Raw genomic sequence first — 15,462 nt, 5'->3', positions numbered from 1 at the left:
AGGAGCCGTCAAAAATGTGTTCGTTACCAAATATGAAACAATCAGGGCTCGAGACGGCGTTGCTGGTAGATCCAGTCTACAATTTCCCCGTCTGGGGTGTAGCCGCTAACAGTATCGCGTAGTAATTGACGCACGCGCGTGTAGTCGTCGCGATCAACCGCAGCGAGCAATTCTGTCAGCTTGGCTTTAAGCACATCCCATGACAGGTGATCTTCGTTTGCGCTCATGATCATTGGATGTTGAGTCGCTGCTACGTTGTCGCCGATCAACAATTCCTCGTAAAGCTTTTCACCGGGGCGCAGTCCCGTGAACTCGATAGCAATGTCGCCGTGCAGATTTTTTTCCGAACGGACACTAAAGCCGGATAAATGAATCATCTTCTCGGCAAGCTCGACAATCTTCACCGGTTCCCCCATATCCAGGACGAAAACATCACCGCCCTGCCCCATGGACCCAGCCTGAATGACCAACTGCGCGGCTTCAGGAATGGTCATAAAATAACGGGTGATCTTGGGATGCGTGACGGTCAACGGGCCGCCTGACTTGATCTGCTTGTGAAACAAGGGAATGACCGAACCGGATGAACCCAGGACATTACCGAAACGCACCATCGTGAAGCGGGTCTTATTCACCCGAGAAACGTTGGTTGTGTCTCCGAATAGTACCGGCGCAAGCTCCAGACTGAGCGCCTGCAACGTCAATTCGGCAAGACGCTTGGTGCTGCCCATGACATTGGTCGGACGCACAGCCTTGTCGGTCGAGATCAAAACAAAGTTGGCGACGCCTGCCTGAAGTGCTGCCTGGGCGGTATTCAGCGTGCCGATGACATTATTGAGCACGCCTTCAGCGATGTTATGTTCGACCATGGGAACGTGCTTATAAGCGGCTGCATGATACACCGTGTCCACGCGCCAGGACTTCATGACGTCCAGCAACTTGCTCTGGTTACGCACAGATCCCAGGATCGGCAACAGTCTAATCGACAATGACTCCCGAGCGATTCGCTGTTCCAACTCAGACAGAATGCTGTAGAGATTGAACTCACTGTGCTCGAACAACAGAAGAGTGGTTGGGCGCAACGCGAGAATCTGACGACATAGTTCAGACCCGATGGATCCGCCAGCGCCGGTGACCAGTACAGACTGCCCCTTGATACAGTGTTCAAGTAAATCAGCTTGGGCTGGTACTGCATCCCGTCCGAGCAAATCTGCGATATCCACTTCCTGGATATCGTCGACTTTCACTCGACCACTGGCCAGGTCCATGAAACCCGGAACGCTTCGAACATGCAGAGGGAAACCTTCGAGAAAACCAAGAATCTCACGACGGCGAGCACGGTTGGAAGAAGGGATCGCAAGGAGGATCTCCTGAGCGCCAGTGTTGTCGATCATTTGCTGGATATGTTTAGGCTTGTACACCTGCAATCCGGAAATGACCCTGTCGGCAATTCCGCTATCATCATCGATAAAGGCAACGGGGCGCATGACTCGCCCCATCCGCAGTGCGGCAACAAGTTGGTTACCGGCGGCACCCGCGCCATAAATAGCGACCCTTGGTAAACCATCATCCCTGTTGGTAAACGGGACGTGTTGAGCAGCACTGAACCAGTCACCCAAAAAATACTGACGCATGGCCAAACGCAATCCGCCGATCATGATCAGGCTCAACCACCAGTAGTTGAAAATGATCGAGCGAGGAACGACGTTTTGATGATTGCTGTACCAATACACCACCACGCCCAGTATCAGTGACGATAAGGTGACGGCCTTGATAATGGCAATGAGCGCATCATTCCCGAAATAACGCATGACAGCACGGTACATGCCAAAGCGGATGAATAGAGGAATTGCCACGACAGGCGCGCTGACAAATAGCCAGAGGTGCTGAGTGAATGGGTTGACCATCTCGTCTATCCCGAGACGCACAACAAATGCCATCCACAAGGCAAACCAGACCAACGAAATATCAGTCAGCACCTGCAGAATACGCTTATGTCGTCTTGGAAGACTTAACAACTTTGCCCGAATCTTATCCATAACCCCTCTAAACACCTCTCGAAGCTCCTAGCATTGATAAAGCAATTGCAGCTTTCGGCATCTCACTTGCGGATGAAGCACTACTCAATAGCCAAGCAGCCATCAGGCATTGTCCGCGATTTCCAACTCGCCTGCGTGAAACTTAAAGGCCAGCAACACCAGCGGCACATAAGCCAACAGCAATCCCACAACGCCATTGAGATATTGCATGACCACCAATATACCAACCGGCACCAACCACAACATATTGATGGCGGCTATTGCTACTGTGACAGCGCGATGGCTACGGAATTTCCGTGAAGCGTACTGATATCCGTGACTGCGATGAGCTTCATAGACTTTGTCCCCGCGCAACAGGCGCCGAATAAGGGTAAAGGTGGCATCCACAATAAAGACGCCCAACAAAATGAGCCACGCCCACAGAAATACCGGATCAGTCCAAGCGGCATGAAGCGACAGTACGGCCAACACGATTCCCAGAAAACCACTACCGGCATCGCCCATGAAGATCTTCGCAGGTGGGAAATTCCAGACAAGGAAGCCTAATACCGCCATTGTCAGTACAAGCGGTGCAACGGCCAGGCTGGCGTGGCCGCTAATCCAATAGACGAAGCTGGCACCGACACATACGCAAATCGCTTCGATACTCGCCAGACCATCAATACCATCCATGAAATTGTAGAGATTCAGCATCCACACCAGATAGAAAGCCCCGATGACAAAACCAAACCACCCCAGATTGAACGTGTATCCAAACACATTAATCGGGGCCATTCCCCCTATCCAGAACAATGCCCAGAAGGCACCGCTGAAATGCGCAAGCAAACGCCAGCGAGCAGCGATATGCCCATGGTCGTCAAGAAAACCGATGATGGCGATCCAACCGCCAGCGCCGAGCAGCGCCAAAGCCATCGGCCAAACGATGGCGTCTGTCCAGGCTAGAACCGGCAGCGCGAACAGAAAGCTCAAGACGATGGCGACACCACCACCCCGAGGAGTCGGGACCGAATGAGAACTGCGTGCATTGGGAACATCTATTAAGCTGCGTGCCAAGGCATATTTGCGCAAGGCACCGGTGGCCAACAATGAAATACCAACCACTACAGCTAACAACCATATTGTGTTCAAAGGTCAAGTTCCTGAAACAGCCAAAATCAATTCTGCAATTGAACCAGCGCTGTTATTAGCCAGCTTAACGCTGCCTATCCTTGTAATAGTTGGCAGCCGATACAAGCGCTTCATCAACGCCGACCGGAGGGTTCCAGCCCAACAACTCTCGAGTTTTGCTTATATCGACTTGCAACGAACCGCACAGTCGCTGCGACAAAGCCCGCTTGCCTAAAAGCTGTGCGCCTCGCTCGAGCAATATACTCGGCACAGGCAACAAACGGGCTGGTTTACCCAGTGCTTGACCCATCCGTGTCAACAATTGCGTCGTGGACAAATCTTCCCCGTCACTGACGAGAAAGGTCTGATTCGCCGCTGCCGGATGACGCATGCAGGTCACGATCAGATCAGCCAGGTTATCCAGCGCAACCAGGCTTCGCCGATTATGGATAGCCCCGAACGGCAGTGGTATACCCTTGTCTAGCCAGCGCATCATGTTCAGAAAGTTGGCTCTTACGCCCGGACCGTAAACGAGCACGGGGCGGATGATCACCACTTCCATCCCGGATTCGCCAGCGATGTCACGCAAACCTTGCTCGGCTTCCATTTTCGAAATGCCATATGGATCGGCCGGCGCAGGCACCGCGTCGGCAACATAAGGCACATTGAGCGGTGTGCCTTCGCCATTCACCTTGATCGAACTGATGAATATGAAACGACGAACGCCCAGGGCGGCGGCTTGTCTAGCTAGACTCAGTGTGCCCTCGACATTCACCTTGCGGAACGCCTCCAGCGGATCGGCCTCGGTGTCATTCATAACGTGGACGCGAGCTGCGCTATGAATGACTACTTCCGTCTGACTCAACGCTTGCGACCAGTCGGTATCAGCGCTGAGTCCGGCGACTTTAACGGTTGTAACGCGCGGTGCAGACTCAGGCAAGGCGTGCCCTCGGATGGCCGCCACCGGTTCGAGATCGTCAGAGGCCGCTAACCGACCCAGCACGGCACGACCAACAAACCCGGTGGCGCCTGTCAATAAAACACGCATTTTCAAACCTCGACTCCGCTCAGGATTTCGACCAGACAGTACGATTGATATAGTCGGTATAACTCAATACAACCCGGACTACCTGCTTCGATACTGGACCCGCCTGATAATCCCGTACGACCGGAATGACGCGCTGAGTACGATCATGCTGACTCGTCACAACCCGCACGGCATCCAGCACACCGTCCACTTTCAGGCCGCTCATGATGAGCGTCCCTTCATCCATCCCTTCTGGACGCTCGTGCGCATTACGTATAGTAATGGCGGGCAGGTTCAGAAGAGAGGCTTCTTCAGTGATAGTACCGCTGTCGGACAATACGCAGAAAGCCGACATCTGCAACTTGATGTAGTCAAGCAAACCGAACGGTTTCGAGAAACGAATCAGCGGATGATCCAGCGATTCGCCAATCGCTTCGAGACGCTTGCGAGTACGTGGATGCGTAGAAACGATGATCGGAAACTGATACTTGTCGGCCAGGGCCCGCAGTGTTTTGAGCAAATCCCGAAGGTTGTCCGGCGTATCGACGTTTTCCTCACGATGAGCGCTGACGATAAAGAATTTGTCCTGCTCCAGCCCTTCGCGAACCAGCACGTCGGACGAGAGGATTTTCGGCATGTAATAGTCGAGCACCTCCTCCATGTGCGAACCGGTCTTGATGATGGTTTCAGGACGAATGCCTTCGGCGATCAAGTAACGTCTGGCGTGTTCGGTCAGCACCATATTGATATCACTCAGGTGATCGAGCACCTTGCGATTCAATTCCTCGGGAACACGCTGGTCAAAGCAGCGATTACCGGCTTCCATGTGGAATACCGGAATCTTGCGGCGCTTGGCGGCAATGATCGCCAGGCAGGTGTTGGTATCACCGTACAGGAGCAATGCATCAGGCTTTTCGGCTTCAAATACTTCATCCGCCTTTGAAATCACTTCGGCGATGGTTTTGGCCGCGGTATCGCCAGCAGCACCGAGAAAGTAATCCGGCTTACGGATTTCGAGCTCATCGAAAAAAACCTGATTCAATTCGAAGTCGTAGTTTTGACCCGAATGAACCAGCACGTGATTCACTTGTTTATCAAGTTCAGCAATGACGCGGCTCATCTTGATAAGTTCTGGTCGCGTACCGACCAGTGTCATCACCTTAAGCATCAAGCTTCTCCTGAATGTATTCCAGATTCAAAAGAACTTTTTTCACGCCTTCAACGTCCAGACGTTCGGTATTGTGCGAGGTGTAATCGTCCAGATCGGAAATCTCTTGCTCGCCTTCAACAAAGAACTTCTTGTAATTCAGGTCGCGATTATCCGACGGGATACGATAGTAACGCCCCATGTCTTCGGCCTTGGCCATTTCTTCGCGGGAGATCAGCGACTCGTAGAGTTTTTCACCGTGGCGGGTACCAATGACCTTGACCGCGTTATCGCAAGAGAACAATTCCTTGAGTGCCTGCGCCAGATCTGCAACGGTTGAGGCAGGCGCTTTCTGTACGAAGATATCGCCTTGCTCGGCATGCTCGAACGCGTGCAGTACCAAGTCAACGGAGTCTTCGAGCGACATGAGGAAACGTGTCATATTCGGGTCAGTGACCGTCAGCGGCTCGCCATTCTGCAGTTGATTGATGAACAACGGGATCACTGAACCGCGCGATGCCATTACGTTGCCGTAACGAGTGGCACAGATCACAGGACCGGTTGCTGGAATCATCCGTGATTTGGCAACCATCAATTTCTCCGCCATGGCTTTGGAAATACCCATGGCATTGATCGGATAAACTGCCTTGTCTGTACTCAGTACGACAACGCGCTTCACACCCGAAGCGATGGCCGCATTTAGAACGTTTTCGGTGCCCATGACGTTCGTGCGTACCGCTTCCATCGGGTAAAACTCGCAGGACGGCACCTGCTTCAATGCAGCCGCGTGGAAAATATAATCCACGCCAACCATCGCCTGGGTCAGGCTATCGCGATCGCGCACGTCACCGATATAGAACTTCACCTTGTCGTTCGACAGGGCAATACGCATGTCTTCCTGCTTTTTCTCATCACGGCTGAAGACGCGAATTTCTTTGACATCAGTATCAAGAAAACGCTTCAACACCGTATGGCCAAACGAACCCGTACCGCCCGTGATCATCAAAACTTTATTATCGAACATAGTAACCTTCCCAAAATTGATTGAATTTAATGATCAACGCAGCGCGCGCATCGATTTGACCAATTCCAACCACGAGGGTGGAACGTAACCGGTTGCAGATTGAAATTTAGATGAGTCCAACGACCGATCTATGGTGACCTGGCTATCAGCAATGATATCAATTTTCTTTTCGTAAACTTCTGCTACCAGCTTCAGTAACGACAGCTTGTCGATGGGTGCCACGGAAACGTGATAAAGCCCTTTAAGCTCAGGATTCGGTATCACAAAATCGCGAATGACGCGAGCCAGCTCCACAGTAGGAAGCCCCGAAAAAATTGCTTTCTCGTAACCTTTAACAGGCCCACTCTGGGAAAGAAACCAGTCGACCAGAGAAAAATGGCTTCCCAATTCGTGTCCGATAATAGAGGTCCGAAGAGTGACCGCATTTGGCTCATCGTCAAGCTCACCGATATATTTCGACTTGCCATAGAGATCCTCCGCATCCGAGACATCTTCTTCGGTGTACAAACCTTTGCGGCCAGAAAACACGCAATCCGTGCTGATGTGAATCAAGCGAGCACCGGACAACGCGCATAATTTCGCCAAGCGATGCGGCAGCATTGCATTGATTGGAAGCGCTGAAAGCGGGTCCTTGGCGTCCGCCAGTTGCTTAATCAAGCCGATGCAGTTGATGACAACATCAGGCTTGACCCGTGCCAGCACCGAAACCAGCGAATCGTGATCAAGTACGTCAACGTTACCGATCAACGAATAGCGAGTGTCTTCAGAAAAGTGTTTTGCGCCACGAGGGTTGCGCAAAGTGCCCCACACCTCGTAGTGCGGGTTTCCCTGGAATTGCCTGAACACCGTGCTACCCAGCATTCCGGTGGCCCCTAACACAAGAACTTTCATTTTGACCTGCCTTTCAATTCATTGATCCTGGTACTGAGAATTTCGATCAGACGCCGGCTTTGGCGCTCCATTTCGAAATTCTCGAGGTAGTACGTTCGCCCTGACTGCCCTAACGACTCCCGTTCATCAGAAGTCATATGAAAAAGTTGTTCAATTTTGCTCGCCATACCTTCGGCATCTTGCGCGGGGCACGTCAGACCGGCCTTGGCCTCGTTAATGACACGAGCGCCCTCTCCATCTAGCGCAGCGACGATCGGCCTTCCGGCGGCCAGGTAAGCCTGGACTTTGCTGGGGATGGTATAGGAGAACGCCTCATCCTGCTTCAACGTCACCAACAATCCTGCCGCACGGCTGAAAAAATGCTGCATTTCGCTAGCGGGAAACCGTCCGGCGAGGAGGAGGTTGTCCAACCCTCGGGATTGCTTCTGACTTTCGATCCAACTTGACATACTCCCACTACCGACCAGCATGATTTTGAGCCCGGATAAATGACGGAGCCTGTCTGCGACTTCTACAAGGGTTTCGACCGACTGCGCTGTGCCCAGATTTCCGGCAAACACCAAACAGAAATTATTATCAAGTTCTGCAAGTAAGGGCGCAGGTATTTGAGGTGCTCCAGTACTGGCAGGTACATCCTGATAAGAGTTTGGGTAATACACAACCTTCTCAGGGTTCGCATAACGCGCCACCGGATCATGAAATGCCCTTGATTGGATAAGTAAGGTATCGGAAAATTTATAGATACCCTTTACCAACCACCCTACTACACGCAGCGCATATTTATTTTTAATGAATCCGGTCGCGCTCAAACTCTCTGGCCAAAGATCCTGAACCCACACTGCAAGATGGCTCTTAAGCTTCCACTTCAGGTATATCGCAGGGATGACCGATGTAATGGGAGAAACTGCAAACACAAAAATAGCGTCAAAATGCTCACCTTTGACCGCACCGGGGTAGAACTTCAGGCCATTCACAATAAAAGAAAGATAATTTAACAACAGATTTTTTGCACCCGACGAACCACGAGGTCTAAGAGGAGCACGGAAAATGCGAACGGAAGCCCCATACTGCTCCTCCTGATATCCGGAAGCACTATAACCGTCGTAAACTACACCATCTGGATAATTTGGCTTGCCAGTCAGTACCTTTACAACATGCCCTTGGGCAACCAAATTCTTGACCAAATCATTAATGATAAAAGATTCCGGCCAAAAATATTGCGAAACCACGAGAACATTCATGTATTAAACACCTTCTTGGGGGCGCAACATAGGTTGATAAGGAACGCTCTGACGGAGATCCGCAACGAAAATGATTTGTTTTTCGAACCCAGAAGTTGTGATCATTGATTTCAAACCGAACGGGATGAGCGAGTACATTTTAATCAAGTGCAACCAGTAGCAACCTCGCACTAGAGCTCGAAAAAAAACCTCTAAAAACTGTAAAAATCTTATAAAAAAAACGAAGGGCTCGAATCTTGCAAAATAATAGTCATCACTAGCAGATATATAAACTGGACGAATGTCACGATTACAGCGAACGGCCGCTATTGAAACGGCACCACGTACGCCGCTAGCGGTGCATCCACACTGTATAAATAATGCGAATGCACGTCGCCCGTAACTGGAGACCACGTTCACCAAGGCAGTTTCGGAGATACTCTTGCGCAAAAAACGAATCAACAGCCAATTCCCTTCGTCACATTTTGTTGAGCCGATCGAAAAATCATTTCACATCCAGGCGCCTTGAACGAGCGTCGTAGCTGCGCAAATCCGAAATTATACCTAATGTCACACAGGGAGCCATCATCATTTTCAAACGGCCTTGAGTCCGAACGTAGTCGACATCTTTACTTAGCCTAACGGCTCACATCAGCACCCGGGCGCTTCAATTGGCAAGGCATCGGCGCTGCCTATGGCCTCCCACACGACATGCTCAATGTCAGCAAACCCATCCTACCCGGTAGGGTCGTCTATCCACGTCGCTTGATACTAGTTGCCAGCGGTTGCAACTGGGTCACCCCACAAGAAATTCTGGCGCAGAAAAGCGGAGGCCTCCGATCCTTCGTCCTTTCGACCGTTGGGGCACAAACTAACAAGAATTTTGACGAAGACACAGAAAAGCCGCGAAACAAGACGTTCCGCGACAATTCATAAATAATAACTACCCACCCTATATGCAATGATATTCAACTAAACATTATCAAATCGAGACTTAAGGGCCTTCGACCCTAATGTGCAAACAGACCACAAGAAAGACAGAATTGCACGACACCTACTAAACCGGACATCGAAATCCGGATGATCCGTCGCTAAACTAACAAACTGACCAGTCGTTTCTTCGATATTGAACTGAGAAGCTTTATTGCGATGTTCATCAGATATAACCTGATATCTCGACTCAACACATTTAAATAGCAATTCAATACAATCGGCAATGGGTACACGACGAGTAGTCGCTGAGGCTTCATTATAAGAATAACCCTCAATCTCCGAAAAAAATCCGCAGGTATCAGGTGTAGAAATAGACTCTATGCCAACAATTGATGGAACTCCAGCTGCTGAAGCCTCAATAAGAGTTGTGCCCGAGCCGATAAAACAAAATGCCTCATTCAGAACTTCTGGAAGCGCCGAATATTCAACCTCGCCCATAAAATGGACGAATTGTGAGACACCACACTCGATGGAGTAATCCTCAAGCGATTTTTTTTCTGGCCCTTCGCCGTATATAAAATACTGAAAATCACCCATCTTGCGCAAATTTGCCAAAATGGAAATAACGTGGCGATTGTAAATTTTAAAATCCACAAGCCTGCCGACAGACAATAACTTGAGTGACGATTTTTTTGGGTATGTGGCCCTGTAACTACCAAGAGATATGCCCAATGGTAAGAGTTTGACCTCATTGCTTGGCAACGACTTGAACGTTGCCGCTAATTCCGCAGTACTTTCATTAGGAAACAGTGTGAGCTTGATATTTCTATCATATAACTCAAGCATTTTCTGCCGGAAATACACATCGCGATCACGCCACCAAGCAATTTCTCGTGAATGATAAATACCAATAGTCAACGTAGTGAAAGAATACTTCTTACGCTGAAAATACATAAACGATAACGTCAACAGGTCAACAACGTGCACCACATCAAAATGTGTATGGCAGACCGCCTTCGAGGGCACCAATGTGTTAAGCCAACTTGACGCGCCTAAAAATGGAAAATATTCAATCACGTGAATGGCGGCTACAGCCGATAGCCTATCAAAGAGTAGATCGTCATATTTATTCGAAAGCAGAATAACAGTAATGGTATGCCCCTGTTTTTTTAATTCAGAGGCCAGGCGAACTACATAAGTTTCTACGCCACCCATTGACAACCCGCCCATCACAAAAAGTATATTCTTCAATTCACTCTCAACTTATAAACTATTAAAATTAAAAAAACTTAGAGCCGCACCAGTCCAACCTGCGTTATCGGTTAAATTCAAATACAAAATTAGCCCCGAGTACACGACTATCAGCAGGAACCCCAACCACCGCCCGCAAATGGCAAAAACGATATAGGGTACTAACACGTACTCAAACATTGAAATTGCAGCATAACTTCTGCCCGCGACAATTGCAAAATCACCCAGCGCTATTCGCACGAATGCTGCACAAAAGAAGAAGCAGAATGCCAACTCAAAGTATTCGTACCTAGCCGATATTCTCTTCCAGAAGATTAGCGCCAAGCCCACAAAAAGCAGATTCTTTAAGTTAACAGCGCTCAGAAGTGGAAGAGGATAATTATAGATATCCGCGTTAATATACAAACTAAGCTTTTCGCCTACAAACCCGAAGTTAGTCAAATATGAGAAAAAAGTCTGGATATCGAATGTTGCCGTGAAAGCGAGAAGAAGAATTGCAACTACCGCGTAGAGCGCACGTCCTGGTCGAAGCCGATAGACAACGAAAGGTAGCAAAAACAATACTGATGACACATGCACAAATGAGGCGCATATAACCCAGAACAATACAGTCCATGTTTTTTTTCGAGGGATATACGTCGCCCCCCAAAAGAGAAGCGCCGACGCCAGACCAAGACGAATGGCATTCAATTCTTTGTTGAGATAGAAATGACTGAAATATACGATGATTGCCGCACCGGCGCTGGAGGAGAAATACTTGATAGCCCTCACATTCATAGTAACGGCTATCAAAGCGACCACACCGAAAAGCACGTAGTATTCACTACTGAAGCTTCGCAACATAGACAACAATATGAAGAACCCGAGTTCTATATTATAGTCCGCATAGCGATAACCACACAAAAACTGATCGCAATCGAAGAACGGGGGAACATTAGAAAATATTTCCGCATACGCGCCATCATCGCTACCCACTCCTAAACTTCGCGAAGCAGCTAAGAGCACCAACACCATAGCGGAGAAGAAAATCGCTAGTTGCTTTACCCAACCCTGCTTTATTAGTGTCTCCATGCATCCTGAAATAATCAGGAAACCAAAGACAGCATAGATAGGCCAAACAAAATTAAAGGACATTAGTTACGCGCCCAAAATCTGAATACAGCAAGGCTAATAGAAAAATATATGACATATGTAATCATATAAGCAACTGTGACACCCTCAGCGCCAGCGATGAAATGCCCCACAATCATACTCAGCGAGACGAATAGACTAGCCTGAACAATTTCCGAGAGAATATAAACTCGGGTCGCTGCACGAGCAACAGCGACAAAGCCGATAACATAGTTAGCTGTTTTGAAGAGGTCCCCCACCAACTGGAACAAAATAAATCCATTAAGCTCTTCAAACTCTCGAGAAAGCAATAATGGAATAAAGAAACTTCGACCAAAATAAAGCGAAGCCCCTCCAACAGCAAATACGGCCATCACCAAAGCAATGAATTTGTAGGTAAGATGTTCAATATCTTTTTTGTTATCAATCCCCGAAACCATTGGCATAAAGTAGGACGCAAGAAAAACACTAAAAAAGCCCAGATACGCGCTAGATAGCCTGATAGCGCCCTGCCAGATACCAGCCTGATTGTAGCCCGCGCTATCAATTAGATTTTGTCGTATATACATCTCAACCACGGGAAACGCCACAGCACTGACACACAACATCAGACTGAACCAACTTAGTTTTTTAAGTAGAACAGAGTCAACTTTTTTTAATCGGAATCTGAAACGCAATGAGGATCTTAAATATATATATATACTCGGAAACGATGCCATCGCCAAAATTGCAACAACCGCCAAAGCGGCACCCGGAACGCCAAAGCCATATATAAAAAACCAAGCAACAGGCAGCGCAATTATGTTGCCTATTATCTGAGAAAATGCAAATGACTTTACATCCCCCAACCCGTTGGCCACAGATGAAAATAGCATGTTAAATGCAAGCATCACCTGAAAAACCGACAACAACGATATGACCCACGACAGCTGCTCGTCCGCAAATATCAATAATGATAGAGGACGAGAGAAAGCCAGAAACATTAGAGCAATTACAACAGAAAAAACAAATGCGAATACTGAAGAAGTACTTAACAACTTATACAGACTGAAGTTACTATTCTTATATTCAGCAGAATACTTTATAACTCCATGACTGATGCCCCCCCCGGCAAGGAGGGCAAGTATAGAAGTCAGACTCATAAAATGGCCGAGCTTCCCTAATCCTTCCGGCCCCAGATATAGGGCTATCAGTTTGAGGATCGAGAAGCCGACGAGAATCTTTGAAGCCTGAGCGAACGTAGTCAATACGGCACTAGACAAAGCTTTCCGGTATTGTACCGAGTCGCTGGATGCATTACGCATCACAGGACATAATCGCAGACGTCACGGTATTTTTAACCAGATTTATTTCATCGTCACTCATACCTAGCCAAAGAGGCAAACGAATAAGTCGTTCACTTTCAATAGTCGTGTATTTATCCTGACCTACAAACACGCCAAGTTTTTTACCTGCAGGAGCCGAATGCAATGGGATATAATGGAATACAGCACCAATGCCGGCCTCTCTAAGCTCATTTAATACCGCCGAACGAACATTAATATCCTTGAGCTTGATGTAAAACATATGGGCGTTCGCTACGCAGCCATCAGGTATAATCGGAAGATCGACAACCCCACCCTCTTCCAAACTTTTGAAATGCTCGTGGTACTTACCCCAGACACTTAGGCGCGCTGAATTGATATACTCAGCTTTCTCTAACTGACCGTAAAGATAAGCAGCTTGGAGTTCTCCAGGAAGATAGCTACTTCCCACGTCAACCCAAGTATATTTATCGATCATTCCGCGGAAGAATAGGCTCCGATTAGTTCCCTTCTCCCTGATAATTTCGGCACGAGTAACGAAGCGCTCGTCATTTATTATCAGCAGGCCTCCTTCACCGCCACTGGTAAAGTTTTTTGTTTCATGGAAGCTAAAAGCGGCCATGTGGCCGATGGAGCCAAGTTGTCGCCCTTTATATGTGGACATCATACCCTGAGCAGCGTCTTCGATAACAAACAGGCTATTGCGCTCGGCGATATCCATGATCGTATCCATCTCACAGGCGACGCCAGCATAATGCACAGGAACAATCGCTTTGGTCCGAGGCGTAATAGCTTGCTCAATAAGCGTTTCGTCAATGTTCATTGTGTCTGGGCGAATATCGACAAAAACGATCTTGGCTCCACGGAGTACGAACGCGTTTGCGGTACTGACAAACGTATAGCTCGGCATGATGACTTCATCACCAGGCTGAATATCAATCAGAATTGCCGCCATCTCTAGTGCTTGGGTGCACGAAGGGGTGAGCAACGCCTTGACACAACCCAAGGATTTCTCAAACCACTTATGACACAACGCAGTGAACTCGCCATCGCCCGACATTTTGCTGCTGCGCATCGCGCGGAGAACGTACTGATCTTCATTGCCGGTGTAAGGAGGCTTATTAAATGGAATCATTTTTCTGCTCGTTTAAGAATTCAACTTCGAGTTCCAGCAAGTCCTTCTGGCGTTGCTTGAGTAAGCTTCGCTGGCGCACTTGCATTTAATCTCCACGCCTCGGTTGATCGAGTCAGCAATGCCATTGAGCCGATCACCCAACCGAATACAATCTCAACATCCTAGGAAATCACTCTGTCTCCCCGGCGATGACATGCTTGCGTAGTCTGACAGCGGTCCTGTTTCGTTCTTTAGTTTTTCGGAACGAAAAAAATGGTCAACGTTTCGCCACTGTAATCATCTGATTTTCCTTTGCAATACTAAGCAAGTATTGGCCGTAACTATTTTTACTAAGCTCAGTACCAATGACAGATAATTGTTCCACAGTCAGCCAACCATTTTTAAAGGAGATTTCCTCTAGACAAGCTATTTTATAGCCCTGTCGCTTCTCTATCGTTTCAACAAAATGTGCCGCTTCAAGTAAGCTTTCATGGGTGCCTGTGTCAAGCCAAGCGAATCCTCTTCCTAGCATTTGTACGTGCAAGTCACCTCGCTCCATATACGCTTGGTTGATACTCGTAATTTCCAGTTCGCCACGCGAAGATGGCTTGACACCCTTAGCAATTTCGACGACGTCATTATCATAAAAATAAAGCCCAGTCACCGCAAAATTCGACTTGGGCTGGGTTGGTTTCTCTTCGATAGATAGAACTTTCAAATCTGTATTGAATTCCACAACGCCAAAGCGTTCTGGATCTTTAACTTGATAGCCGAAAACAGTCGCCCCTTCCTGACGCCCCCTGGCAGCGTGCAACATTGGCGTGAATCCTTGCCCGTAAAAAATGTTATCACCCAAAACGAGACAAACCCGATCCTGGCCAATAAATTTCTCACCAATGATAAATGCTTGAGCCAACCCATCTGGATTAGCCTGAACAGCGTATTCGAGCGATATACCTAACTGCGAGCCATCGCCCAGCAGGCGCCGGAAAGCCGCAAGGTCGTCGGAAGTGGTGATGATGAGGATTTCGCGAATGCCTGCCAACATCAATACTGACAGCGGATAAAATATCATCGGCTTATCGTAGATAGGAAGAAGCTGCTTGGAGACACCTTTTGTAATAGGGTACAACCGCGTCCCAGAGCCACCCGCTAAAATTATGCCTTTCATTCCACTCCTGTTCGCCTTTTTCAGGCGCGTTCCAGTTCATAGCCGCGCCCACCGAGGACGAGCCATACGATTGTACATTCAATCCATATTAATCGGTTACGCACAACAGCCATTAATACACTCATGC

Annotated in this window: 12 protein-coding genes; all 12 read right to left on the bottom strand. The window is 48.5% G+C overall.

The genetic code is table 11. The features are described from left to right. Positions 1 to 41 precede the first annotated feature (41 nt). The 12 genes from BK667_RS19065 to rfbA all read right to left on the bottom strand — a co-directional run bounded on the left by BK667_RS19065 (position 42) and on the right by rfbA (position 15,335). Positions 42 to 2,036, bottom strand: a complete 1,995-nt coding sequence (locus BK667_RS19065; protein ID WP_123598558.1) for a polysaccharide biosynthesis protein — start codon at positions 2,034 to 2,036, stop codon at positions 42 to 44. A 102-nt stretch (positions 2,037 to 2,138) separates the two neighbouring features. After that, positions 2,139 to 3,164 carry an MraY family glycosyltransferase gene (locus tag BK667_RS19060; protein ID WP_123598557.1) on the bottom strand — a complete coding sequence of 342 codons (1,026 nt, stop codon included), beginning with the start codon at positions 3,162 to 3,164 and terminating at the stop codon, positions 2,139 to 2,141. Between the two features lie 64 nt (positions 3,165 to 3,228). Then, a complete protein-coding gene (locus BK667_RS19055) occupies positions 3,229 to 4,191 on the bottom strand; it encodes a UDP-glucose 4-epimerase family protein (RefSeq protein WP_123598640.1) in 963 nt (320 codons plus the stop codon). Positions 4,192 to 4,210: 19 nt separating this feature from the next. Beyond that, entirely contained in the window at positions 4,211 to 5,338 is a 1,128-nt protein-coding gene (gene wecB, locus BK667_RS19050) for a non-hydrolyzing UDP-N-acetylglucosamine 2-epimerase (RefSeq protein ID WP_123598556.1), read from the bottom strand. Beyond that, entirely contained in the window at positions 5,331 to 6,341 is a 1,011-nt protein-coding gene (locus BK667_RS19045) for a polysaccharide biosynthesis protein (RefSeq protein WP_123598555.1), read from the bottom strand. Before BK667_RS19045 ends, wecB begins: the two co-directional genes overlap by 8 nt. A gap of 33 nt (positions 6,342 to 6,374) precedes the next feature. Next, positions 6,375 to 7,232: a dTDP-4-dehydrorhamnose reductase family protein gene (locus BK667_RS19040; protein WP_123598554.1), complete on the bottom strand. Its 858-nt coding sequence runs from the start codon at positions 7,230 to 7,232 to the stop codon at positions 6,375 to 6,377. Then, entirely contained in the window at positions 7,229 to 8,473 is a 1,245-nt protein-coding gene (locus tag BK667_RS19035) for a glycosyltransferase family 4 protein (RefSeq protein WP_123598553.1), read from the bottom strand. The genes BK667_RS19040 and BK667_RS19035 overlap by 4 nt, the downstream gene beginning before the upstream one ends. Before the next feature lie 951 nt (positions 8,474 to 9,424). Then, the gene (locus tag BK667_RS19030) at positions 9,425 to 10,636 is read right to left on the bottom strand and encodes a glycosyltransferase family 4 protein (RefSeq protein WP_123598552.1); all 1,212 of its coding nucleotides are present in this window, start codon (positions 10,634 to 10,636) and stop codon (positions 9,425 to 9,427) included. Positions 10,637 to 10,648: 12 nt separating this feature from the next. Continuing rightward, positions 10,649 to 11,770 carry an EpsG family protein gene (locus BK667_RS19025; RefSeq protein ID WP_123598551.1) on the bottom strand — a complete coding sequence of 374 codons (1,122 nt, stop codon included), beginning with the start codon at positions 11,768 to 11,770 and terminating at the stop codon, positions 10,649 to 10,651. After that, complete coding sequence (locus tag BK667_RS19020) at positions 11,770 to 12,993, bottom strand: O-antigen translocase (RefSeq protein WP_185058244.1); 1,224 nt, start codon at positions 12,991 to 12,993, stop codon at positions 11,770 to 11,772. The genes BK667_RS19025 and BK667_RS19020 overlap by 1 nt, the downstream gene beginning before the upstream one ends. Positions 12,994 to 13,042: 49 nt before the next feature. Next, positions 13,043 to 14,185, bottom strand: coding sequence for a dTDP-4-amino-4,6-dideoxygalactose transaminase (gene rffA, locus BK667_RS19015; RefSeq protein ID WP_123598549.1), 1,143 nt, complete (start codon positions 14,183 to 14,185; stop codon positions 13,043 to 13,045). A 256-nt stretch (positions 14,186 to 14,441) separates the two neighbouring features. After that, positions 14,442 to 15,335 (bottom strand): glucose-1-phosphate thymidylyltransferase RfbA, encoded by an 894-nt coding sequence (gene rfbA / locus BK667_RS19010; protein WP_123598548.1) that lies wholly within the window; start codon positions 15,333 to 15,335, stop codon positions 14,442 to 14,444. Positions 15,336 to 15,462 lie beyond the last annotated feature (127 nt).

Source organism: Pseudomonas frederiksbergensis (assembly GCF_003732705.1).
In the GTDB taxonomy this organism is placed as follows: domain Bacteria; phylum Pseudomonadota; class Gammaproteobacteria; order Pseudomonadales; family Pseudomonadaceae; genus Aquipseudomonas; species Aquipseudomonas frederiksbergensis_F.
Note: the sequence above shows the minus strand (reverse complement) of the source record. Positions and strands in the feature narration are given on the sequence as shown.